This is a genomic window from Mesorhizobium sp. 113-3-3 (genome assembly GCF_016756495.1).
In the GTDB taxonomy this organism is placed as follows: domain Bacteria; phylum Pseudomonadota; class Alphaproteobacteria; order Rhizobiales; family Rhizobiaceae; genus Mesorhizobium.
In genome coordinates this window covers 5,318,658-5,341,582 of the sequence record NZ_AP023243.1, presented here as the reverse complement: position 1 = coordinate 5,341,582, position 22,925 = coordinate 5,318,658, and the positions used below count along the sequence as shown (strand labels likewise).

Genomic DNA, 22,925 nt, shown 5'->3' with positions numbered 1-22,925 from the left:
GTGGCAGCTGACAAGGTCGATCCGATCCACCAGTTCCATATCATCAAGCTGGTTCCGATTAACATCGGCGGCTACGACCTGTCCTTCACGAATTCGGCACTGTTCATGGTCGCGACCGTTGTTGTCGCCGCCGCGTTCCTGTTCCTGACGACGTCGAGCCGCAGCCTGGTTCCCGGCCGGCTGCAGTCGATCTCCGAAATGGCCTATGAATTCGTCGGCAACATGTTGCGCGATGCAGCCGGCACGCAGGGCATGAAGTTCTTCCCCTTCGTGTTCTCGCTGTTCATGTTCGTGCTTGTCGCCAACCTGCTCGGCCTGTTCCCCTATTTCTTTACTGTCACCAGCCACATCATCGTCACCTTCGGCCTCGCCGCCCTGGTGATCGGAACCGTGGTGGTCTACGGCTTCATGAAGCATGGTCTTGGTTTCCTGAAACTGTTCGTGCCGCATGGTGTGCCGGTGTTCCTGCTGCCGCTGGTGGTGCTGATCGAAGTCATCTCCTTCGTCTCGCGCCCGGTCAGCCTCTCGGTTCGTCTGTTCGCCAACATGCTCGCCGGCCACATCACGCTGAAGGTGTTTTCTGGCTTCGTCGTCAGCCTCTCGGCGCTGGGCGCGGTCGGCGTCGCGGGCTCGGTCCTGCCGCTGGCCATGGCGGTGGCGCTGACGGCGCTTGAATTGCTGGTCGCCTTCCTGCAGGCCTACGTCTTCGCGGTGTTGACCTGCATGTATCTCAACGACGCCCTGCATCCCGGGCACTAGGTCTAAGAGTTTTCGGCCCAAGGTTTCCAACATTGGCGCCGGATGGAATACCAACGGAATTTCAGATCCAAAGGAGTTGAACAAATGGACGCAGAAGCAGCAAAGTACATCGGCGCCGGCATCGCTTGCCTGGGCATGGGTGGCGCGGGCATTGGCCTGGGCAACATCTTCGGCAGCTACCTCTCGGGCGCGCTGCGCAACCCGTCGGCTGCTGATGGCCAGTTCGGCCGCCTGATCTTCGGCTTCGCCGTGACCGAAGCTCTGGGCATCTTCTCGCTTCTCATCGCGCTGCTGGCCCTGTTCGGCTGAGCCAGGCTTTGGGAAGATTGGACAGGCCGGCCGCGCGAGCGGCGGGCCTGATATCTGGGGATAGTCCATGTTCGTGACATCTGCCTTCGCGCAAGAGTCCGCGCCAGCAGCCGATACCAGCCATGCCGCGACCGGAGGCGACACGCACTCCGCCACCGGCGTGCCTGAGGCGCATGGCGCATTTCCGCCGTTCGATCCTGCGACCTTCCCGTCGCAGCTTCTGTGGCTGGCGATCACTTTCGGGCTGTTCTACCTCTTCCTGAAGCGGGTCGTGGTGCCGCGCGTCGGTGGCATCATCGATGTTCGCAACGATCGCATCAGCCAGGATCTCGATCAGGCGTCGAAGTTGAAGGGCGAGGCCGACGCCGCCGTTGCTGCTTACGAGCAGGAACTGGCCGAAGCCAAGAAGAACGCCAACTCGATCGGCCAGCAGGCCGCCGAAGCGGCCAAGGCGGAAGCCGAGACCGCACGCAAGAAGATCGAATCCGCTCTCGACGAGAAGCTTGGCGAGGCCGAGGCGCGCATTTCTTCCATCAAGGCCAACGCCATGAAGGAAGTCGGCAGCATTGCCGAGGACACCGCTTCGGCGATCGTCGAGGCCCTGGTCGGCGGCAAGGCCAGCAAGGCCGAGATCGCGGCCGCGGTCAAATCCGTGGCCCGGTGAGGAGCGCATCATGGACGCTACATCTCTCGCAACGCTCTGGGCCACGATTGCCCTGATCATCTTCCTGGGCGTCGCCATCTACATCAAGGTGCCCGGCCTGATCGCCAAGGCGCTCGACGCCCGCGCCGCCAGGATCAGCAGCGAGCTCGACGAGGCACGCAAGCTGCGTGACGAGGCCCAGCAGTTGCTTGGCCAGTACAAGAAGAAGCGCAAGGAAGCCGAGCAGGAGGCTGCCGACATCGTCGCGGCCGCCAAGCGCGAAGCCGAAATGCTCGCCACCGAAGCGCACAAGAAGACCGAGGACTACGTCGCCAGGCGCACCGCGCTTGCCGAGCAGAAGATCGGTCAGGCCGAGCGTGATGCGGTCGCCGAGGTGCGCGCCAGCGCCGTCGACATCGCCGTCGAAGCCGCCCGCGCGCTGCTCGCCGCCAAGGTCGACGTCAAGGCTGGAGCCGACCTGTTCAAGGCTTCGCTCGCTGATGTGAAGGCCAAGCTGAACTGAGCCCGCAACATTTGGAAATCAAAAAGCCGCCCGGGCAACCTGGCGGCTTTTTTGTTGGCGGTGCGCTGAAGCTGCCAACTTCCCCCCGTTGGGGGTTGAGGAGCGGACCGCGCAGCGGACGGAAAGCCAACTGCTTGGCTTTCCGAGCGACGAACGCCCGGCAGGGCAGAGGGGGCGTGAAGGAATGCCGGCCTTGGTTGCCTCTGGCTGGGCATGTTCAGAAAGTCGAGGCATCGATCGATACGCCGGCGGGACAGCGCCCCCCCCCTCTGGCGTGCCGGACATCTCCCTCACTGGGATCCCACAAGGGGGAGAGCAGCTGTCATTGCTCGCCAATCTCAATCCAGGCCGTCGAAGCTCTCTTCCTCAGCCACTTCCGCACCGCCCAGCCTGAATGGCGCGAACGACACGCGGTGCAGTCTTGCGACCGGGCCATGCGTCTCGATCGCCGTGCGGTGGCGTGCGGTAGCGTAGCCCATATGGACTTCGAAGCCGTAGCGGTCGTGGTGGCTGCCGCAGCCGCACATCATGCGGTCGCGCATCACCTTGGCGACGATGGAGGCGGCGGCGATGGACTGCGAGCGCTGGTCGCCCTTGATCAGCGCGCGGCCGTCGCATGGCAACCCTGGCGGCACGTCGCGGCCGTCGGCAAGCGCGAGCTTTGGCCGAACCGACAGCCCGACCAGAGCGCGGCGCATTGCCTCGAGGCTCGCCTTCAGGATGTTGCTGCCGTCGATGCCTTCGGCGCTGATCGAGGCCATCGAAACCGCCTGCGCCGAGCCGAGAATGCGCAGGAACAACGCTTCGCGCTGCAAGTGGCTGAGCCGTTTGGAATCATCTAGGCCTTCGGGGATGTTGGCGGGGTCGAGCACGACCGCCGCGGCGACCACAGGTCCGGCCAGCGGTCCGCGGCCGGCCTCGTCCATCCCGGCCACCGGCCACAGGCCGTCAGCCATCGCCTTCGTCTCGAAGGAGAAATCGGGTTTCTCGACGATTTCGAAGAGAAGCGGAGAATCGGAACGCGCGCGAGCCATGTTGCGGCGAGGTTCGCATCGGCTCCGATTCTCCGCAAGTCCCTCCGGGTCGGGTGGGGCGCCGGACCGGGAGGGCACCGTCTGCAGGCCGGGGCGGGCCGGACGGGATTTTGTGCGCCGTGGCAGGTCAAACCGCCGCGGCGAATTGCAATTTCAGAGCAGCATCAGCTGCTCCTGGTCTTTTCCGGCAGCGACGAACTGGTCGGTGCGCAGCGTGCGCCGTTCGGCATTGAGGCCGAGTCGTTTGGCGGTGATCTCGAAGCGCCGGCCGATCTGCCAGGCGTAGGGACCGGCGCCCCTCATGCGCTTGCCCCATTCCGAATCGTAGTCCTTGCCGTCGCGCATCGACCGGATCAGCGACATCACGTGGCGGTAGCGGTCGGGATAGTGGCGCAGCAGCCAGTCCTTGAAGATCGGACTGACCTCCAGCGGCAGGCGCAGCACGACGTAGCCCGCCTCGCGCGCACCGGCGGCGTATGCCGAATCGAGGATCCGCTCCATCTCCTGGTCGGTGAGGCCGGGGATGATCGGCGCCACCATGACCGAAGCCGGAATGCCGGCATCCGAGAGCTGCCGGATCGCCTCCAGCCGCTTGGTCGGCGTCGACGCGCGGGGCTCCATCGTCCTGGCCAGCATGCGGTCCATCGTCGTCACCGACAGCGCCACCTTGGCCAGTCCGCGTTCGGCCATGCGAGACAGGATGTCGATGTCGCGCGTCACCAGAGCCGATTTGGTGACGATGCCGACCGGATGGCCGCGCGCTTCCAGCACTTCGAGGATCTCGCGCATGATGCGGTACTGTTTTTCGATCGGCTGGTAGGGATCGGTGTTGGTGCCGATGGCGATGGTGCGCGGCTGGTAGCCGTCCTTCGACAGTTCCTTGTAGAGCAACCGCGCCGCATCCGGCTTGGCAAACAGCTTGGATTCGAAATCCAGCCCCGGCGACAGGCCCATGAATGCGTGTGTCGGTCGCGCGAAGCAATAGACGCAGCCATGTTCGCAGCCGCGGTACGGGTTGATCGACCGGTCGAAGGAAATGTCGGGCGATTCGTTGCGGGTGATGATGGTGCGCGGCTTTTCCACCTGCACCTCGGTCTTGAACGGCGGCAGCTCCTCCAGCGAACTCCAGCCATCGTCGAAGACATGCCGGCTGATCGGCTCGAAGCGGCCGGACGGATTGATGCCCGCCGATCGGCCGCGGTTGCGGTCCGGACGGATGCGCATGCCGCTCTGCTCGATCATCGCATTGGCCATTTCGGCTCGTCCTGCTCCGAAAGCTGCAATGTCGGCTCGCACGATCGGTTCCATCTTGGCCCGCTCCCAGGGACTGTCCATGTTGTGTCGAATCGCTCTGTTCATGAAATTATTCCTATTTGGCGAATGAGAACAAAGCAAGAACTTTTTATGTTGCGCTGCAAAAACTGGCGCTGTGCGCGGCTTTCCGCTATTCGGCTAAACATGCTCAGTGTTCTCATCGAAACGCGCAATGACGAGGAGGCTCTCGCCCGCACGCTCGCCTCGCTGATTGGTGGCGCGGTGGAGGGCGTGGTGCGCGAGGTCGTCGTGTGCGACGCCGGCTCCACCGACCAGACGCATCATGTCGCCGAGCATGCCGGCTGCCACTATGTGGCGAGCGGCGGCATTGCCGCCGGGATCAGGCAGGCCAAGGGTGACTGGCTGCTGCTGCTGGAGCCGGGCGCGCGGCTGGTGGAAGGCTGGATCGAAGCGGTCGTCGCCCACACGGCTAGGCAAACCATGGCGGCGCGGTTTTCGCGCGCGCGCGGCAGCCGCACGCCGTTCCTGGCCCGGGTCTTTTCGGGAAATCGTGCGCTCGCCGACGGGCTGGTGATCAGCAAGCGCCAGGCCGCATCGCTGTCAAAGAGCGCCGGCAGCGCCGAGGCGCTGGCGCGCGGCCTGGCGACAAAGAAGCTCGAGGCCGAGATCTGGGTGGCGCCGCCGAAGCAGCAGCACCGCGCGCCGAAGTGATTTTTGCATCTGCTCTGCTTATTGTGCATTGCACAAAATCTGACGTGAGATTAGCTTCCGTTCGAAGCGGGTGAATTGGGTTGGGTCATGCGAGTGGTGGGCACCGATGCGGCATCGGTGTCACCCTCATGGACGAGGACCCGATGACCCTTTCAACGTCAGATAAATCCGGTGCCGCCAGTCTCGAGGCCATTGCGCGCAATGGCAGCCTGCTGCGGCGCATCGCCGTGCGCATTCCGACCTACCTCAAGGACTTGCGCGAAAACCCCGCCTGGTTGCCTATGTTCATGCTGGCGCGCACTATGGCTGGGCGCCGGATGCATTGGCTGGGCGCAAAACGCGCCCGCCCCGCCGACAATGTCGGGGACACGATGTTTTCCGGTGTCGAGCGGGCGTCGGTTGTCGATGCACTGCGTTCCGACGGCCTGTTCTCAGGCCTGGTCCTGCCATCGGACATCCATGAAGAGATCGCGAATTTTGCGTGGCGCACACCTTGCTTCGGCAATTTCGACCGGCGTCTCGAATTCATGCCGGGCGAACATGCGCAGGCCGAGAAACGCCTGGGCCGCTCGCTGCTCAGCGGACACTATTTCGAACGCATCCTCGACTGCCCGGCCGCACTCGCCATACAGCGCGATCCGCTGCTTCTCGACATTGCCGCGCACTATCTCGGCGGCCAGGCCAAACTGATCACGACACGCGTCTGGTGGAGCTTTCCGACCGGCGAAGCCTCGGACGCTGACAAGAACCTTGCCTCGCTCGGCAAGTATCATTTCGACCTCGACGACTGGCGCATGTTGAAATTCTTCTTCTACCTCAAGCCTGTCGACGCCGACACCGGTCCGCATGTCTATGTCAGGGGCAGCCACAAGCGCCGCGCCATCAAGCATCAGCTCACGCTATTGGTCGGCCATCCCGCCCAGGAGGTGCTGGACGTCTATGGCGAGCAAAGCCCGGTGACGCTGACCGGCGAAGCCGGCCTCGGCTTCGTCGAGGACCCGTTCGGCTTCCACATGGGCACGGTGCCGGCGCGCACCCCGCGCCTCATGATGGAAGTCGGCTTCGGCGTCTCACGCCCCTCTCGCCGACGCTTCCATGGCGAGCCGGTCATCCGGTAAAGGCGGGCCGGATCTCCACCGGCGTCCAGCGCGCCTGTCGCCGGGCAATGCGGCTTTCTCTGCTCTCGGCATCATAGTCCCCGGCGACCGGTTCGCGGCTGAACTGCAACCGGTCGTCCAGGGCATTGACGATGATGATCGCCCTTGGATCCCCGTCATCGTTGGTGACCGCCGCGACGTAGACGCCACAGTCCCGGCAGATCAAATAGTCGGCTGTACGCAGGCCGAACCGGTATCTGTGCAATCGGGCTTCGTCCCCGACCGAGACGGTCAGCCTGCCGTCGGGATCGGCGACGGCGCGCGAGCCATGCTTGATGCAGAACGAACATTGGCAGGCGCGGACTTCGATTTGCGAAGGATCGAGTCTGGTTGAAAATCGAAGGCGTATGTTGCCGCAATGGCATCCGCCGGCATGCTCGTTCATCGCATCGTCCCCGTCGTGGTCGGCCATAGCCCTTCCACGAGAAGGTACTTTCTCCGGCATCCGGTTTGGAATGGCGTTTCGAAGGCGCAGACGCCGTTCAACCTGCCAAACACGGCGTGAAACCGGGGCTTGCCCTCGGCTTTTACGGAGCCGACTTCCCGCGCCGCAGATGTTCGTCCAGGCGCGGCATGATCTCAACGAAGTTGCAGGGCATGTGGCGGTAATCGAGCTGCGCCCTGAGGATGCCGTCCCAGGCGTCCTTGCAGGCGCCGGGCGAGCCCGGCAGCACGAAGACGAAGGTGGCGTTGACGACGCCGCCGGTCGCCCGGCTCTGGATTGTCGAGGTGCCGATCTTGTCATAGGAGATGCGGTGGAACACTTCGGAAAAGCCGTCCATGCGCTTTTCGAAAATCGGCTCTAGCGCCTCCGGCGTCACGTCGCGCCCGGTGAAGCCGGTGCCGCCGGTGGTGATGACGACATCGATGTTCTTGTCCCGAGACCACGCCAGAACCGTGTCGCGGATCTTGTCACGGTCATCGGTGACGATATCGCGGGCGGCCAGGATGTGGCCGGCCTCGGTGATGCGGTCGGCCAGCGTCTGGCCGGATTTGTCGTCGGCAAGGCCGCGCGTGTCGGAAACCGTCAGCACCGCGATGCGCACCGGAACGAACGAACGGCTCTCGTTGATCCCAGCCATCTCACTCAGCCTCCGAGGACATGCTGCGCGTCGCCGCGACGAACCAGCCGGGCTGGCGGCCGCGGATCTCGGCCGCCGCGCGCTTGGCGACATTGCCGGTCTCGAACAGGCCGAAACAGGTCGCGCCCGATCCCGACATGCGTGAAAACCCCGACCCGGCCTTATCGAGCCACGAAAGCGCCCGGCCTATGGCGGGCTGCAGCGCGAGTGCGGCCGGTTCGAGATCGTTGCGGGTGACCTCCAGCCAGTTGCGCAGGCTGTGAAAATCGATGCTGCGCGGCAGCGGCGGCAGGGGCTCGTTGTCGCGGCTGGACAGGGCCGCGAAGACATCCGCCGTCAAGACCGGCGTGCCAGGATTGACCAGCACCAGTCCCAGCGCCGAAAAGTCCGGCACCATCGACAGCTCGTCACCAATGCCGCGCGCCACCAGAGGCTTTGCCGCCAGGCACATCGGCACGTCGGCGCCAAGCGAGAGACCGATCCGCGCCAGCTCGGCGTCATCCATGTCCAAGGCCCATGTCCGCGCCAGTCCGCGCAGCACGGCCGCCGCGTCGCTCGACCCGCCGCCGACGCCGGAGGCGACCGGCAGGTTCTTTTCCAACTTTATCGAGACAGGCGGGGTCCGCGAAGGGCCGGCCTCCCGCCGCAAAGCATCGCGCGCCTTGAGCACAAGATTGCCGGCGTCGAGGGGAACCGCCGCCGCGTAGCGGCCGGACACGACAAAATCGTCGCTGTCGGCGAGCGCGACCTCGACCCGGTCGCCAAAGCGCGTGAACACCGCCAGGCTGTCGATGAGGTGATAGCCGTCAGGGCGCCTGCCGGTGACGTGCAGCGCCAGATTGATCTTGGCATGCGCGTGCCAGGTGCGCGAACCGATCTCGGTGTCCACGGCGTCAGTCGTAAGGGGGATGATGCTCAGTCCTTGGCCAGCCGATATTCGCCGGTCTTCGGATCCTTGACCAGCGTGCCCATCGCGCCATTGGCCGCCTGCTTTTCGGTGCGCCGCACCTTGGCGGTCACGCGCTCGGCCTCGCGCACGAAGGTGCGATAGCCGAAATAGGCGGCGACGCCAACGACGGTGAAGAAAATGATCTGCGGCATGTCACAACTCCTACCACGCTGGGCCGGCGAAGGCGGCCGGTCGGGTCGGTCAATGCGTGTCGCCCAAAACTGTGTCCGGTTTTGGGAAAACGGCATGCATAGGACTTCAAACCCTCATGCTAAACGGTTTTGCGCGGTTTTCAAAGCCCGAAGCGAGCCCACAGCGCGCGCTCTTCCGCCGCATCCATGACGCCGCTGGCGGCAGCGGCGGCGATATCGGGCGCTGAAAAGCCCTTGCTGGAGCCGAACAGGCCAAAGCGGCTGAGGAAACCGCGTGGCGCCGTGACCAATCTCAGCTGGGTCTTCGCCCCGAACCGGGTCTTCAGCACCGTGCGCATGTCGCCGAGCGCATCGACGAGGCCGAGCTCCAGCCCCTTTTTGCCCGTCCAGAACAGGCCGGTGAACATGTCCGGATCGTCCTTCAGCTTCGTGCCGCGCCGTTCCTTGACGAGATCGATGAAGGTTTCATGCACCTCGAGCTGCAGTGCCTTCAGCCGCTCGACGTCTTCCTTCTTCTCGGGCTTGAACGGATCGAGCACCGCCTTGTTCTGGCCGGCGGTGTGGACACGGCGCTCGACCCCGATCTTCTTCATCAGTTCCGGGAAACCGAACGAGGCCGAAACCACGCCGATGGAGCCAACGATGGAGGACGGATCGGCAAAAATCTCGTCGCCGGCAACCGCGATCATGTAGCCGCCCGAGGCGGCGACATCCTCGACGAAGACCAGCACCTTCTTGTTCTTTTCAACCGCCAGGTCGCGGATGCGCTTGAAGATCAGCCGCGACTGTACTGGCGACCCGCCGGGCGAATTGATCGAAATGGCAACCGCCGGCGCGTCGAAGGAAAATGCCTTCTCGATGAGGCCTGCGGTGGAGGCCAGCGACAGGTTCTGCCGGAACTGGCCGCCCGACATGATCGTGCCGTGCAGCCGGATGACCGGAATGGTGACGACGGTGGAGCGCCATGATTTCGGCAGCAGGCGGTTGAAAAGGCGTTTCACGAGGGCGCGGTCTCCGGTCGATTGCGTTGCAGGCATGTAGGGATTTCCCGGCCAACGGCAATGCGGCGGCCAGGAATAGCTCAATCTCCAAACAGCGAGGCGAGACCGTTGGCAATCATTTCGCTGCGCTCGTCGGGGCCGTTGCCCGATTGCGCGTGAAGCATCAAAGGCGGGCGGATGGCAAGTTTTCCGCGCGCACCGAGCGCTGCCCGCACGACAATGCGGATCGCCGCCGCGTCGGGGCGAGGGTGCACGGCCAGCATCTCGGCATCACCGAAACGGCCTGACATCGCATCGAGAATAGCGCCGAGCTGTTCGGGCCGCGCGATGACGGCAAGCCCGCCACGCGGCCTGACCACCGCCGCCGCGCTGCGGATCCAGCTTTCAAACAGCCCGTCCTCCATGACATGGGCTTCCTTTCGCAGCCTGTCCGGCGTGGCGCGGTCCCTGGCTGCGTTGAAGGGCGGATTCATGATGACATAGTCGAAGTCGTTGTCGGCCAGACCTGTCGCCACCCGGGCCTGGCCTGAGGCCGTGACGTCGGCGACGAGCACGGAGGCACGATCGCTGAGATGCGCATTGCCGGGGTGAGCAAGGGTGGCCGATGCGAAGGCGGCCATTTCGGGCGCGCGTTCGACCAGAACGGCCCTGGCGGCCGGGCAGCGCGACAGCACCGCCAGGCCGGCAGCACCGGCGCCGGCGCCGAAGTCGGCGAGACGTCCGGAAAAGACGGACGGCACCGACGCCGCCAGCATCATCGCATCCATGCCGGCGCGATGGCCGCCATGCTTGGGCTGCACGAGCCAGAACCGGCCGCGATGGAAGGCATCGACCGTATGGGCCGGCGTGTCCGGGCCAAGGGTGTCGAGGGCAGGGGCGGCTGGCGCGGCCGACATTATTCTGTGCGGATCTCGTTGGCGATGCCGGCATCCCTGAGGATGCGACGAGCGGCATCGGCCTGGTCGGCGTCGACCATGACGCGCTTCTGCAAAAGACCGATCGACCCTTCGAGAATGCTCATATTCTGATCGGCGACAAAGCAGGCGATGCCGGCGTCGCGCATCAGCGATTCGACGAAGGAGATGATCACGGCATCGTTGGTGCGGACAAGCTCTATCATCGCATGAAACTCGCAGTTTGCGCCATTGATGTAAACGGGCAGGGATTTCCGTGGCGGAGCCTCGGCCCCCGCGCCGGTTAACAGCCTGTCACCAACGCCGCGCCAATTCGCCACTTGCCGTGGCCGTGTCCGCCGCCCTAGAGTCCGTATCGGGATTAAGGGTGCCGTCGCACGCGTTATAACAAGACGGGAGTGATTGTCGTGGGTGTCGTTCTCAACATCGAAAACGGGAAGCGGGAACCCGCCTCCATCAAGGATCTGATCGATCTGACGGCGGCCGATATGGGACGCGTCAACGAATTGATCCTGTCCAAGGCCGGCTCCGACGTCGAGATGATCCCGGAAGTCGCCAACCATTTGATCTCGTCAGGCGGCAAACGGCTCAGGCCGATGCTGACGCTCGCCGCCGCGCAGATGTTTGGCTATGCCGGCGAAGGTCATGTCAAGCTCGCCACCTCGGTCGAGTTCATGCACACCGCGACTTTGCTGCACGACGACGTCGTCGACGAGAGCGGCATGCGCCGCGGCAAGAAGACCGCCCGCATGATCTGGGGCAACCAGGCGAGCGTGCTGGTCGGCGATTTCCTGCTCGGCCAGGCCTTCCGCATGATGGTCGATGTCGGCTCGCTCGAAGCGCTCGACATCCTGTCGAGCGCCGCCTCGATCATCGCCGAGGGCGAGGTCATGCAGCTTGCCGCCGCCAAGAACCTCGAAACCACCGAGGACGAGCACTTTGCGGTCATCAAGGCCAAGACCGCGGCCCTTTTTTCGGCGGCCGCCGAGGTCGGGCCGGTCATCGCCCAGGCGACGCGCAATGATCGCGCCGCACTGCGCTCCTACGGCATGAACCTCGGCCTTGCCTTCCAGCTTATCGACGATGCGCTGGACTATGGCGGCACCAGCAAGGATCTGGGCAAGAATGTCGGTGACGATTTCCGCGAGGGCAAGGTGACCTTGCCGGTCATCCTCGCCTACCGGCGCGGCACCAAGGCCGAGCGCACCTTCTGGAAGCGCGCCATCGAGGACAATGTCGTCGACGATGCCGGCCTGGAAAAGGCGATCGGCCTGATGACCCGCCACGGCGCCATCGCCGACACGATCGGCCGCGCCCGGCATTTCGGCGAGATCGCCCGCGACGCGCTGGCGCCGCTGGAAGAAACGCCGCAGAAATCGGCGCTGATCGACGTCATCGATTTCTGCATCAGCCGGGTGAACTGAGCAGGCCGACCTTTGTCGGAGTTTTCCCTCGCTTTGTACTGGGGAGAACGTTGGCGAACACCACCCGCCGCCTCGACAAGCTGCCTTGCCGCAAATTATCTATAAAACATGGCAAAGGGCACGGACGACACCATCGCGGTGCGCATCAGCAAGGCGCTGGCGGACCGCATCATCTCAGGCGCGATCGAGCCTGGAGCGCGGCTGCGCCAGGATCACGTCGCCGAGGAATTCAACACCAGCCATGTTCCGGTGCGCGAGGCCTTCCGCCGCCTGGAGGCGCAAGGCCTAGCCGTCAGCGAGCCGCGCCGCGGCGTGCGTGTCGCGGCTTTTGATCTCGGCGAGGTCAAGGAGGTTGCCGAAATGCGGGCCGCGCTCGAAGTGCTGGCGCTGCGCCATGCCGCGCCGCATCTGACGTCAGCCATTCTCGATCTTGCCGAGGAGGCGACCAAGGCCGGCGACAAATCCCGCGACGTCCGATCCTGGGAGGAAGCCAACCGCGCCTTCCACCGGCTGATCCTGGCGCCATGCAGCATGCCGCGCCTGCTCGCCACCATCGACGATCTGCATGCCGCCAGCGCCCGCTTCCTGTTCGCGGCATGGCGCTCGGAGTGGGAAACGCGCACCGACCAGGATCATCGGGCAATCCTGACCGCCTTGCGGCAGGGAAACACCGAATCGGCCGCGGCAACGCTCGGGCGGCATGTCCAATGGATCGGCCGCAAGCCGGTCAAGACCGCGTCCGGCGCGACGCGTGAAGCGTTCGCGATCGTTGGCTGATATCTGTCGCCCGGAAATGGCCCTCCGATTTTGGGCGCACGACATGCATGAAGCAACGATCTGAAGCACGTCGCGACGCAGTTCGGACGGCCTTTGACGTGGGAGGGCTTGCTATGTCGCGAGAAATATGGATTCGATAATAGATCGAAAGCAGAAATTATCTATAATTTAAAATCGACCGAAGGGATCCCTATGACCGATATCGCATTCACGTCCAGCAAGCCGTCCTTCAGCCCGCTCCGGCTGCAGGATCGCTCGCTCGCCTGGCAGGTCGGCGCCGTCGTGCTCGGCACGCTGTTCCTGGCGCTGTCCTCCTACATCGAAGTGCCGATGGCGCCGGTTCCCATCACCATGCAGACCTTTGCCGTGACGCTGATCGGCGCGCTCTATGGCTGGCGCCTTGGCTCGGTCACCATCGCCGCATGGCTGGTCGAAGGTGCGGTCGGCTTTCCGGTTCTGGCCGGCGGCGCGGCCGGTGCGTCCTATTTCGTCGGGCCGACCGGCGGTTATCTCTTCGCCTTCCCGGTTGTCGGCGCGCTCGTCGGCTGGCTGGCCGAACGCGGCTGGAACGGCAACAGGGTGGTGCTTGCCTTTGGCGCCATGCTGCTCGGCAATCTTGCCTGCCTGGTGCTCGGCACGGCATGGCTTGCCGTCATGATCGGCGCCGAACAAGCCATTACCTACGGCTTCCTGCCATTCATCGTCGGCGGCTTGCTGAAGTCGGCGCTTGGTGCCGCGACACTGATGGCGCTCCCCCGCGGCAAGGCAAAGCCGGCCAATCCGTGACGATCAGGCTGCGCGCCCATCATCTCCTTTGCCTGCTCACCTATGTGGGCAAGGGATACAGCCCCGCTTTCACCGCCAATTATGATGCGGTCGCGGAGCGCCTGAGCCGGGGCGAGGACATCCTCCTCGTCTCCGGTCCGGACGATGTGTGCGCGCCGTTGCTCGATGGGCCGGAACCGCATTGTTTCAACGAGAGCGTCATCGAACGGGACCGGCTTGCCGCGCGCGATGTCGCGGATCTGCTGGCCCTGCCAATCCAGCCCGGCGTCCGCGTCGATCTCGACGCGGCAATCCTGGCGCGGCTGCGGCAGGCGTTTTCCGTTGGTGGCGTACGGAAGGCTTGCGGCGGCTGCGAATGGAACGAGCTGTGCGGCGCGATAGCGGCCGGCGGCTTTGCCGAGACGAAGGTGCAGCGATCCGTCGTGCCGCGCTGACCTTGACGCCGGCCTTTCCTCGGTCGAAAATCCACTCCAGCCATGGTTTGTTAATCGGCTGACCCGATTGTGAATTTCAGGCGGATTGAAGCGCGACCCCAAAAAGGCCATGCTTTGCCCGGAAAGATCGAGTCTACGTCGATCCCGCTGACGCGGAGATGGCGCCTGGCTGAAAGGGATACGATGCAGCAAGGACGTGCGCGCTGGCTGACAAGGCTGGCAATTGTGACGGGCATGGCGATTTCGGCTCTGCCGGCCTATGCCAAGCAATCCACCGAACCGGTCAAGATCTCGTCGTTCTCTGGCGCCTATCTGGCAGCCCGGATCGCCGAAGGCGACAACGACCTCGACAGCGCCATCGCCTACTACAAGCAGGCCCTGGCCTTCGATCCGAGCGACACCGGCCTGCAGCAGAGCCTGATGCTGTCGCTGATCGCGCAGGGCCGATTCGACGAATCCCTGGTCTATGCCGACAAACTCAAGGAAGTGCCCGATGTCGAGCGCTTCTCGCGCCTGGCGCTGGCGGTCGATTCCTTCCACAAGAAGGATTTCACCAAGGCGCAGTACTGGCTCAAGCTGTCGCTGGAATCCGACCTCGACAGGCTGATCTCCGGCGTGATGTCGGGCTGGGCTGAACAGGGGGCTGGCCACGCAAGCGATGCAATGGCTTCGATCGACAAGCTGCAAGGACCGGACTGGTTCGGCCTGTTCAAATCCTTCCACCGCGCCCTGGTCGCCGATGCCTCCAACATGCCCGACAAGGCCGAGGCGATCTACGCCGCGACCATGCAGGATACCGCCGCCGGCGGTGCCGCGCCCGAAACCTGGATGCGCAATGCCCAGGCCTATGCCTCGTTCCTGGCCCGCAAGGGCGACAAGGCCAAGGCGATCTCGGTGCTCGACCAGGCCGAGGCGTTTTCGCCGGGCAAGCTCGAAATCGTCGCTTTGCGTGACAGGATCAGCAAGGGCGACAAGATCGCGCCCTTCGTTTCCGGTCCCTCCGACGGTGCTTCCGAAATCCTGCTCGATCTCGCCACCGCGCTCAACCGGGGCGGCGGCGAGCCGTTCGTTCGCCTTTACCTGCAATATGCGCTGGCACTGCGGCCCGACAGCGACGCGGCTCTCGTGCAACTTGCTGCCGTCGCTGAACAGCTGAAGGACGGCGAGGGGGCCATCGCGCTCTATCGCCGCATCCCCGATTCGTCGCCGCTGAAGGAGCTTTCAGACCTGCAGCTTGGCCTCAACCTTGCCGATCTCGACCGCCATGAAGAGGCGATCACCCATCTGAAGGCCTTCGTCGAGGCTCATCCCAACGACATGCGCGCCTATCTGGCGCTTGGCGGGGTCTATTCCTCGAAGGAGGATTTCCGCTCGGCCGCCAATCTCTACGACAAGGCCGTCGAAGTGCTGAAGACGCCGACCGCGGCCAACTGGAACATCTTCTACCAGCGCGGCATCGCCTATGAGCGGCTGAAGGAATGGCCGAAGGCCGAGCCGAATTTCCGTAAGGCGCTGGAACTGCAGCCGGACCAGCCGCAGGTGCTGAACTATCTCGGCTATTCCTGGGTCGACATGAACACCAACCTGAAGGAAGGCCTGGCGATGATCCAAAAGGCCGTCGATCTCAGGCCCAGCGATGGTTACATCGTCGATTCTCTGGGCTGGGCGTATTTCCGTCTCGGCCGCTTCGATGACGCGGTGCGCGAGATGGAGCGCGCCGTATCGCTGAAGCCGGAAGATCCGGTTCTCAACGACCATCTCGGCGACGCCTACTGGCGCGTCGGCCGCAAGCTGGAAGCCACCTTCCAGTGGAACCAGGCCCGCGACCTGAAGCCCGATCCCGATGTGCTGGCCACCTTGCAGCAGAAGCTGATGAAGGGCCTGCCGCCGATCGAGTCCAACACGGCGCAGGAGACCCCCAAGGTCAAGCCGGAGCCGGTCCCCGCCCCGAAGGGGTGAGATCTGCTATGTGAATACGAACGGGGCTCTTTTCAGGGCCCCGTTTTGTTTGGAGTGGCGTCCTCAGAACAGTTTGCGATAGACGACGAAGCCGGAGCGCTCGCCGATCTTATCATAGAGCTTCATGGCGGTTTGGTTGGTTTCGTGCGTCAGCCAGTACACCCGGCCTGAGCCGGCGGCTTGGGCGCGCTCGTAGACGCCTTCGATCAGCGCCCGGCCGATGCCTTTTCCACGCGAAGCCTGGGTGGTGAAAAGATCCTGCAAATAGCAGTTCGGCGCGATCGCCGTCGTGCTGCGATGAAAGAGATAGTGCACGAGGCCGAGGAGCTGTCCCTCGCTTTCGGCCACCAGCGCATGGACCGGTTCGTAGGCGTCGAAGAAGCGCGACCATGTCATCGCGGTGATCTCGCTTGCCAGCGCCGTCTCGCCCGAGCGGCCATAAAACGCGTTGTAGCCATCCCAGAGCGGCAGCCACCGGTCGAAATCCTGCCGCGTGACCGGGCGGACGATGATGGAACTGGGCATGGCTGGACCTGTCGTCGTTGCTGTGGGCTATAGGGGACGAAACAGAACCCAGGCTCCCGAGGCCGGCAATAGGCCAGTCCTCGGCAAAGCCTTCAACACCGCGCGGCATACTCATGGCGGCTCGCATCGGGCGCGCCCCTTGCTTGACGCTTCGCCGCCGTGTCTCTAGGACGTGCCGGCAAGAGCATGATCCCGAAAAGTGGGTACCGGTTTTCGGAAAGATCATGCTCAATGGACAGGCTCTAGCCTTTGCTGTCGAGGCCACCCGTGACGATTGAAATTCCCGCCCATATGCACCCCAGCCGCTCGTTCCAGGGGCTGATCCTGACCTTGCACAATTACTGGGCGGCCTATGGTTGCGTCATCCTCCAGCCCTACGACATGGAGGTCGGCGCCGGCACGTTTCATCCGGCAACGACGCTACGCGCGCTCGGGCCGAAGCGCTGGAACGCCGCTTATGTCCAGCCTTCGCGCCGCCCCAAGGATGGCCGCTATGGCGAGAACCCGAACCGGCTGCAGCATTATTACCAGTACCAGGTGATCCTGAAGCCGAACCCGCCGAACCTGCAGGAGCTCTATCTCGGCTCGCTTCAGGCGATCGGCGTCGACCCGCTGCTGCATGACATCCGCTTCGTCGAGGACGACTGGGAAAGCCCGACGCTCGGCGCCTGGGGGCTTGGCTGGGAATGCTGGTGCGACGGCATGGAAGTCTCGCAATTCACCTATTTCCAGCAGGTCTGCGGCATCGAATGCGCGCCGGTGGCGGGCGAACTGACCTACGGGCTGGAGCGGCTAGCCATGTATGTGCAGGGCGTCGACAATGTCTACGACCTCAACTTCAACGGCCGCGAGGGCGCCGACAAGGTGACCTATGGCGATGTCTTCCTGCAGGCCGAGCAGGAATATTCGCGCCACAATTTCGAATACGCCAACACGGCGATGCTGCTCAGGCATTTCGAAGATGCCGAAGCCGAGTGCAAGGCGCTGCTCGAGGCCGGCGCGCCGGCGTCGAACGACAATCTGCCGATGCACAAGATGGTCTTCCCGGCCTACGACCAGTGCATCAAGGCCAGCCATGTCTTCAACCTGCTCGACGCGCGCGGCGTCATCTCGGTCACCGAGCGGCAAAGCTACATCCTGCGCGTGCGTAATCTGGCGAAAGCCTGCGGCGAGGCGTTTTTGAAGACGCAGGCCGGTGGTTTGGCTGCCTAGCCAACTGCCGTCAGGAATATGGCGGCTGAACTGACTGGCAGCGCGTTCTGGCTGCTGGCACCGTCGATGGTCCTTAGCGCTTGCCGCACGCCCGGCATTGAGAAGGCGCCATGGACCTGCGCGGTGAAGCAGGCGCTGAGCGCGAGGATCTGCACAAGTCTGGATGCCGTTTTCATGGTCGTTCAGCCAATAGTTTCCTGCCTGAGCGTGGGTCGCTTCAGCGCTGCGTTCGGTTCATGGGAATCTTTGATCCAAGGACGGGCCGGATCGCCTTGTCCCGACAGGGCGGCCAAAATTTCTGGAAAGGGTGACAGCGGCCAGCCGAGTTGCTATGCCGCGCTCACCATTGCTGCGTGAGCCTCCATATGCCTGACCTGCTTCTAGAACTTCGCTCCGAGGAAATCCCCGCGCGCATGCAGCGCAAGGCGGCGGGTGATCTCAAGAAGATGCTGACCGACGGTCTGGTCGAGGCGGGTCTGACCTATGAGGCGGCGCGCGAATACTGGACGCCGCGGCGCCTGACGCTCGACATCAGGGGCGTGACGGCGCGCTCGAAGGATATACGCGAAGAGATCAAGGGGCCGTCGACGACGGCGCCCGAGCAAGCGGTCCAGGGGTTCCTGCGCAAGGCAGGGCTGTCCTCGGTCGCCGAGGCGCACGTCCATTCCGACCCGAAGAAGGGCGACTTCTATGTTGCCCATATTTCGAAGCCGGGCAGGGCGGCCGAAGAGATCATCGCCGACCTTGTGCCGGGCATCATCCGCAATTTCCCCTGGCCGAAATCGATGCGCTGGGGGCCGGCCTCGGCCAAGCCGGGCTCGCTGCGATGGGTGCGACCGCTGCAATCGATCCTGTGCACCTTCGGCCCGGAGACCGAGGAGCCTGTCGTGGTCGATTTCGAGATCGACGGCATTCGCTCCGGCAACACCACTTACGGCCACCGTTTCATGGCGCCGGGCGAAATCACCGTGCGCCGCTTCGACGACTATGTGAGCAAGCTGGAGGCGGCCAAGGTCGTGCTCGACGCCGACCGGCGCAAGGAGATCATCCTTGCCGATGCCCGCAACCTCGCTTTCGCCAACGGGCTCGATCTGGTCGAGGACGAAGGCTTGCTTGAAGAGGTATCAGGCCTGGTCGAATGGCCTGTCGTGCTGATGGGCGAGTTCGAGCAGGATTTCCTGGCCATTCCGGCCGAAGTGATCCGCCTGACCATCCGCGCCAACCAGAAGTGCTTTGTCACGCGCCCGCAAGGGGAAGGCGAGGCGCTTTCCAACCGCTTCATCCTCACCTCCAACATCGAGGCCAGGGACGGCGGCAGGGAGATCGCGCACGGCAACGGCAAGGTGGTGCGCGCCCGTCTGTCCGACGCGCTCTATTTTTGGACGACCGACCAGGGCGATCTGCCCGATCTCGGCGAACTTGACGCATCGGCGAAGAAGTTCGGGCTCGATCTGAAAAAGCCGCTCGACCAGCGCATGGCCCGCCTCGACCATCTCGGCGTCACCTTCCACGCCAAGCTAGGCACGCAGGGCGAGCGGGTGGGGCGGATCAGGCGGCTCGCCGAGGAACTGGCGCCGACCGTCGGTGCTGACCCGACGCTCGCCGCTCGCGCCGCCGTTCTCGCCAAGGCCGATCTCACCACTGAAGTCGTCGGCGAGTTTCCGGAACTGCAGGGCGCCATGGGCCGCAAATATGCGTTGCTCCAGGGCGAACACCCATCCGTGGCCGCGGCCATCGAGGAACATTACAAGCCGCAAGGCCCGTCCGATTATGTGCCGAGCGATCCGGTTTCGGTCGCCGTCGCGCTTGCCGACAAGCTGGATACGCTGGTCGGCTTCTGGGCCATCGATGAAAAGCCGACGGGGTCGAAGGATCCGTATGCGCTGCGTCGCGCTGCGCTCGGTGTAGTCAGAATCCTGGTTGAAGACCGAATTCAATTGCGGCTGTCTTCGCTCTTCGCGAGCGCCGGCGCGCGCTACGCAGGCAGTGGCGCGGACCAGATACGAGACCTCCTGGCGTTCTTCCACGATCGCCTGAAGGTCTACCTTCGCGACCAGGGCGCCCGCCACGATCTCATCGACGCCGTCATCACGCCGCAGTCCGACGACCTGCTGCAGATCGTGCGCCGCGTGGAAGCGCTCGGCTCCTTCCTCGACACAGAGGATGGCAAGAACCTGCTTGCCGGCACCAAGCGTGCGGCCAACATCCTGGCTGCCGAGGAGAAGAAGAAAACGGCGGTCGCCGAGACCGTTGAGCCGGCTTTGTTCAAGGAGAATGCCGAGAAATCGCTGTTTGCTGCGGTGAATCAGGCCGAGAAGCAAGCCGGCGAAGCGATTCAAAACGAAGACTTTTCCGCCGCCATGCTGGCGCTTAGCGCGTTGCGCGAACCCGTTGATTCATTCTTTGAAGGTGTTCTCGTGAATGATGAGGACTTGTCCGTACGTGCCAACCGTCTGGCGCTCCTCACGCGCATCCGCGCGGCCACGGGTCAGGTCGCGGATTTCTCGAAAATCGCCGGTTGAGCAGCATGATCCCGAAAAGTGGGCACCGGTTTTCTCGGACAAACGGTTTCCGTTTGTCCTGAGATCATGCCCAGACAAAAGAGCCGCAGGCCCAGGAAAAATATCTGCGAGCCGGCCGTTCGAGCCGGCTTACAGTCATATGACGATGATCTCTCCGTGGCAAAAGGGACATGTTCCCCAACCCAACGGAGGCTTCCATGAATTCCGATCACGACATCGAAGTGACTGAAGAAACCTCGGCCGCCGCCGAGGCGCTTGAATCCGCTTCCGAAACCGCCCTCGATCATGCCGCTGCCACGGCTGTCGAAGCCGCTGATCTGTCTGATGACGAAGAAGAAGGCGACGACGAAGACGGCGAAGAGTCCGACGAAGACGGCGCTGAAGCCGCCACGCTCTCGGGCGATGAAGATGAAGACGAAGATGAGGACGAGGACGACGCCGATGAAGCCGTGAAGGCCGAAGGCGACGAGGGCGAAGAAGAATCCGAAGACGACGAGTCCGAGGAAAACGACGACGACAAGGAAGAAGCGGCCTGAGATTTTCGGTTCTGTCGAGAAGAGGGGGCGGCGCATCGGCGCCGCCCTTTTTGTTCATCTTCCCGGACGCTTGTCAGTTCTCCAGGATGCTGACGCGCACGCTGTTTTCGTAGACGTCGACCTGGATCAGCGGTTCGCCATTGACGATGGCGCGCTTGGTTGACGAACTCATCGCGCCGGGGCGCTCCAACATGCGCTGCAGGTCAGCGCGCTGGTCGTTGGTCCTGAACCAGGCATCACCCTCATCGTCGCTGTCGCGGCGATGGAATTTGTGCCAGTTGGCGCGGTCCTGCCGCACCATCTGCGCGGCGCTGTCCAACGCGTAGCCGTCGCTCGCCTGATGATCCCGATCGGAAATGCGCGCGACATAGGACCCAAGCATGTCATCGGCTTGCGCTGCGCCGGCGCCCAACAGCGATGCCAGCAAAAGCCCGGCCACGGTAACGGTCTTGGATAGTCTCATGATCAACCCCCTTTGAAACGACGAAGCTCGTCTGCCGTCTTTTGCCTCGATCGCTTGACCAAATTCAGGCGGCGGCATCCAGCGGCCAGATACGCCAGGACGAACTCGCTCGGCAATGGTGCGCAGGGCGCCGTCAAGCTGTCAACGATCCGGCCAGCCCAGCAATTCGTGGCCGCTACTTGACCTTGCCGACCCCGGGAACGGGCGGCGATGCGGCTGCCGGTGCGGCAGGCTTCTTCTGCGTGCCCGACGCCGGAGCCGCCGAGGCGGTTGCCTGGGCCGGAGCGGGAGCGGGAGCGGCGGCGGTGGTCGCGGCTGGCGCCTTGGCTTGCGCCGGTGTCGAGAAGTCGCCGCCGACGACGCCGCCGCGAATGATCATCGGGCTTGACATGAAGCCGTGCCGCGCCTCGGACGCGTCGGGGATAGCCGCCACCTTCTCGTAGGTGACGTCGGGCTCGCCGAGCGCGACTACGGACACCACATCGCTTGCCTTGATGTCGGCTGTCTTCAGGGTCAGGATGGAGGGCGTCGCGGCCGGCGCGCCGGGAAAGACCAGCGACGAGGCCTGAGCTCCGCTGGCCATCGTGGCCAGAGTCATTCCCAGCAATACGCGCACAGACACTGATATAGCTCCCCTTTGCCCAGAAGCTGCTCAATAGCAGGCCGGAATTGATGCCGGCTTTCCCACAAACATAGCATTTTAGGGATTGATAAATCGCCAAGACCCTCTCTTGCCGAACTGCCGCTTGCCCAACAGCCGCCATCGTACTACGCAGCCGGCATCTGCGAGGTGACGAGAGTGGCTGAGATACTTGCCGTCGGCGAGGCGTTGGAGCGGGCGCTGGCTTTGCTCGAGGGCGGCGATGTCGTCGCCATCCCGACCGAGACCGTCTACGGGCTTGCCGGCGACGCCACCAACGGGATTGGCGTGGCGCGCATCTTCGAAGCCAAGGGGCGGCCGCGCTTCAACCCGCTGATCGCCCATGTCGCCGACATGGCGATGGCCGAGCGCATCGCCGTGTTCGATCCGCTGTCGAAGAAACTGGCACAGGCGTTCTGGCCGGGTCCGCTGACCCTGGTGCTGCCGCAGCGGCCTGGCAACGGCATCCATCCGCTGGTCACGGCCGGGCTCGACACGATCGCCTTGCGCATGCCGAGGGGTTTTGGCGGCGACCTCATCGCAAAACTTGGCCGCCCGCTTGCCGCGCCCAGCGCCAATTCCTCCGGCAGGATCAGCGCGACGACGGCGCAAGCGGTGGCGGCCGATCTTGGCGTGCGCATCAAGCTGGTGGTCGATGGCGGCGCGACGCCTGTCGGGCTGGAATCGACCATCGTCAAGGCCGAAGGGGAAAGGCTGCGCCTGCTCCGGCCCGGTGGCATTGCCGCCGAGGAGATCGAGGCGGCGATCGGTATGGAGCTGTTGCGCGGTGGAGGGGCGGGCGTCGAGGCGCCGGGCATGCTTGCCTCGCACTATGCGCCGGGTGCCGCCATGCGGCTCAATGCCGGAAGGGTCGGCGAGGGCGAAGCGTTGCTCGGCTTCGGCGGCCAGCGGGCCGAAGGCTGGCGCCATGCGGCAGCCTTCCTGAACCTGTCCGCGTCTGGTGACCTGCGCGAAGCGGCGAGCAATCTTTTCGCCTACATGCAGGAACTCGATCGCAGCGGCGCGCGCACCATCGCAGTGGAGACCATTCCGTTCGTTGGGCTGGGGGAAGCCATCAACGACCGGCTCTCGCGTGCAGCCGCCCCCCGTGACAACGCACAGCCCACACCGTAGTTTT

28 protein-coding genes are annotated in these 22,925 nt (G+C 64.1%); 15 read left to right on the top strand and 13 right to left on the bottom strand.

The window, feature by feature from the left end; genetic code table 11:
• The 4 genes from JG746_RS26270 to JG746_RS26255 all read left to right on the top strand — a co-directional run bounded on the left by JG746_RS26270 (position 1) and on the right by JG746_RS26255 (position 2,234).
• Positions 1–759, top strand: a complete 759-nt coding sequence (locus JG746_RS26270; protein ID WP_019856924.1) for a F0F1 ATP synthase subunit A — start codon at positions 1–3, stop codon at positions 757–759.
• 84 nt (positions 760–843) lie between these two features.
• Positions 844–1,068, top strand: coding sequence for a F0F1 ATP synthase subunit C (locus JG746_RS26265; protein ID WP_013896722.1), 225 nt, complete (start codon positions 844–846; stop codon positions 1,066–1,068).
• A gap of 67 nt (positions 1,069–1,135) precedes the next feature.
• Entirely contained in the window at positions 1,136–1,732 is a 597-nt protein-coding gene (locus JG746_RS26260) for a F0F1 ATP synthase subunit B (RefSeq protein ID WP_202355358.1), read from the top strand.
• Positions 1,733–1,742: 10 nt separating this feature from the next.
• Positions 1,743–2,234: a F0F1 ATP synthase subunit B gene (locus tag JG746_RS26255; protein WP_019856926.1), complete on the top strand. Its 492-nt coding sequence runs from the start codon at positions 1,743–1,745 to the stop codon at positions 2,232–2,234.
• Positions 2,235–2,572: 338 nt separating this feature from the next.
• Here JG746_RS26255 and JG746_RS26250 read toward each other — a convergent pair whose 3' ends face one another.
• Both JG746_RS26250 and JG746_RS26245 read right to left on the bottom strand, forming a co-directional pair.
• Positions 2,573–3,268, bottom strand: coding sequence for a ribonuclease HII (locus JG746_RS26250; protein WP_202355357.1), 696 nt, complete (start codon positions 3,266–3,268; stop codon positions 2,573–2,575).
• 153 nt (positions 3,269–3,421) lie between these two features.
• Positions 3,422–4,576: a PA0069 family radical SAM protein gene (locus JG746_RS26245; RefSeq protein ID WP_202359475.1), complete on the bottom strand. Its 1,155-nt coding sequence runs from the start codon at positions 4,574–4,576 to the stop codon at positions 3,422–3,424.
• A gap of 150 nt (positions 4,577–4,726) precedes the next feature.
• On the opposite strand from JG746_RS26245, the gene JG746_RS26240 reads away from it, so the two are divergent.
• Entirely contained in the window at positions 4,727–5,254 is a 528-nt protein-coding gene (locus JG746_RS26240; protein WP_202355356.1) for a glycosyltransferase, read from the top strand.
• A gap of 143 nt (positions 5,255–5,397) precedes the next feature.
• Positions 5,398–6,372: a hypothetical protein gene (locus JG746_RS26235; protein WP_202355355.1), complete on the top strand. Its 975-nt coding sequence runs from the start codon at positions 5,398–5,400 to the stop codon at positions 6,370–6,372.
• Here the strand turns inward: JG746_RS26235 and JG746_RS26230 are convergent.
• The 7 genes from JG746_RS26230 to JG746_RS26200 all read right to left on the bottom strand — a co-directional run bounded on the left by JG746_RS26230 (position 6,362) and on the right by JG746_RS26200 (position 10,715).
• On the bottom strand, positions 6,362–6,823 hold the full coding sequence (locus JG746_RS26230; RefSeq protein ID WP_202355354.1) for a GFA family protein: 462 nt from the start codon (positions 6,821–6,823) through the stop codon (positions 6,362–6,364). The genes JG746_RS26235 and JG746_RS26230 overlap by 11 nt on opposite strands.
• 115 nt (positions 6,824–6,938) lie before the next feature.
• Positions 6,939–7,493, bottom strand: a complete 555-nt coding sequence (gene moaB / locus JG746_RS26225) for a molybdenum cofactor biosynthesis protein B (RefSeq protein WP_202355353.1) — start codon at positions 7,491–7,493, stop codon at positions 6,939–6,941.
• Position 7,494: 1 nt separating this feature from the next.
• Entirely contained in the window at positions 7,495–8,382 is an 888-nt protein-coding gene (locus JG746_RS26220) for a 4-(cytidine 5'-diphospho)-2-C-methyl-D-erythritol kinase (RefSeq protein WP_202355352.1), read from the bottom strand.
• A 26-nt stretch (positions 8,383–8,408) separates the two neighbouring features.
• Positions 8,409–8,594, bottom strand: coding sequence for a membrane protein (locus JG746_RS26215; RefSeq protein ID WP_013896713.1), 186 nt, complete (start codon positions 8,592–8,594; stop codon positions 8,409–8,411).
• A 140-nt stretch (positions 8,595–8,734) separates the two neighbouring features.
• Positions 8,735–9,595, bottom strand: a complete 861-nt coding sequence (locus JG746_RS26210) for a S49 family peptidase (RefSeq protein ID WP_202355351.1) — start codon at positions 9,593–9,595, stop codon at positions 8,735–8,737.
• Positions 9,596–9,675: 80 nt separating this feature from the next.
• Positions 9,676–10,491, bottom strand: coding sequence for a tRNA1(Val) (adenine(37)-N6)-methyltransferase (locus JG746_RS26205; protein WP_202355350.1), 816 nt, complete (start codon positions 10,489–10,491; stop codon positions 9,676–9,678).
• A complete protein-coding gene (locus tag JG746_RS26200; protein ID WP_202355349.1) occupies positions 10,491–10,715 on the bottom strand; it encodes a putative signal transducing protein in 225 nt (74 codons plus the stop codon). Before JG746_RS26200 ends, JG746_RS26205 begins: the two co-directional genes overlap by 1 nt.
• Before the next feature lie 201 nt (positions 10,716–10,916).
• On the opposite strand from JG746_RS26200, the gene JG746_RS26195 reads away from it, so the two are divergent.
• The 5 genes from JG746_RS26195 (at position 10,917) to JG746_RS26175 (ending at position 15,889) form a co-directional block, all read left to right on the top strand.
• Positions 10,917–11,933, top strand: a complete 1,017-nt coding sequence (locus JG746_RS26195; RefSeq protein WP_019856937.1) for a polyprenyl synthetase family protein — start codon at positions 10,917–10,919, stop codon at positions 11,931–11,933.
• Between the two features lie 108 nt (positions 11,934–12,041).
• A complete protein-coding gene (locus JG746_RS26190; RefSeq protein WP_202355348.1) occupies positions 12,042–12,710 on the top strand; it encodes a GntR family transcriptional regulator in 669 nt (222 codons plus the stop codon).
• Between the two features lie 192 nt (positions 12,711–12,902).
• Positions 12,903–13,496 (top strand): biotin transporter BioY, encoded by a 594-nt coding sequence (locus JG746_RS26185; RefSeq protein ID WP_202355347.1) that lies wholly within the window; start codon positions 12,903–12,905, stop codon positions 13,494–13,496.
• The gene (locus tag JG746_RS26180; RefSeq protein ID WP_202355346.1) at positions 13,493–13,930 is read left to right on the top strand and encodes a DUF1284 domain-containing protein; all 438 of its coding nucleotides are present in this window, start codon (positions 13,493–13,495) and stop codon (positions 13,928–13,930) included. The genes JG746_RS26185 and JG746_RS26180 overlap by 4 nt, the downstream gene beginning before the upstream one ends.
• 183 nt (positions 13,931–14,113) lie before the next feature.
• Entirely contained in the window at positions 14,114–15,889 is a 1,776-nt protein-coding gene (locus tag JG746_RS26175; protein ID WP_202355345.1) for a tetratricopeptide repeat protein, read from the top strand.
• Between the two features lie 63 nt (positions 15,890–15,952).
• Here JG746_RS26175 and JG746_RS26170 read toward each other — a convergent pair whose 3' ends face one another.
• Positions 15,953–16,414: a GNAT family N-acetyltransferase gene (locus tag JG746_RS26170; protein WP_202355344.1), complete on the bottom strand. Its 462-nt coding sequence runs from the start codon at positions 16,412–16,414 to the stop codon at positions 15,953–15,955.
• A gap of 267 nt (positions 16,415–16,681) precedes the next feature.
• Between JG746_RS26170 and JG746_RS26165 the strand changes: the two genes are divergently transcribed.
• Entirely contained in the window at positions 16,682–17,626 is a 945-nt protein-coding gene (locus JG746_RS26165; protein WP_202355343.1) for a glycine--tRNA ligase subunit alpha, read from the top strand.
• Here the strand turns inward: JG746_RS26165 and JG746_RS26160 are convergent.
• Positions 17,623–17,802: a hypothetical protein gene (locus tag JG746_RS26160; RefSeq protein ID WP_202355342.1), complete on the bottom strand. Its 180-nt coding sequence runs from the start codon at positions 17,800–17,802 to the stop codon at positions 17,623–17,625. The genes JG746_RS26165 and JG746_RS26160 overlap by 4 nt on opposite strands.
• Positions 17,803–17,991: 189 nt before the next feature.
• On the opposite strand from JG746_RS26160, the gene glyS reads away from it, so the two are divergent.
• Complete coding sequence (gene glyS, locus JG746_RS26155) at positions 17,992–20,148, top strand: glycine--tRNA ligase subunit beta (protein WP_202355341.1); 2,157 nt, start codon at positions 17,992–17,994, stop codon at positions 20,146–20,148.
• Positions 20,149–20,345: 197 nt separating this feature from the next.
• Positions 20,346–20,684, top strand: coding sequence for an ATPase (locus JG746_RS26150; RefSeq protein WP_202355340.1), 339 nt, complete (start codon positions 20,346–20,348; stop codon positions 20,682–20,684).
• Positions 20,685–20,757: 73 nt separating this feature from the next.
• Here the strand turns inward: JG746_RS26150 and JG746_RS26145 are convergent, their stop codons facing one another.
• Complete coding sequence (locus JG746_RS26145) at positions 20,758–21,147, bottom strand: hypothetical protein (RefSeq protein ID WP_202355339.1); 390 nt, start codon at positions 21,145–21,147, stop codon at positions 20,758–20,760.
• A 175-nt stretch (positions 21,148–21,322) separates the two neighbouring features.
• Positions 21,323–21,730, bottom strand: coding sequence for a hypothetical protein (locus tag JG746_RS26140; RefSeq protein ID WP_202355338.1), 408 nt, complete (start codon positions 21,728–21,730; stop codon positions 21,323–21,325).
• Between the two features lie 216 nt (positions 21,731–21,946).
• Between JG746_RS26140 and JG746_RS26135 the strand changes: the two genes are divergently transcribed.
• A complete protein-coding gene (locus tag JG746_RS26135; protein ID WP_202355337.1) occupies positions 21,947–22,921 on the top strand; it encodes an L-threonylcarbamoyladenylate synthase in 975 nt (324 codons plus the stop codon).
• Positions 22,922–22,925 lie beyond the last annotated feature (4 nt).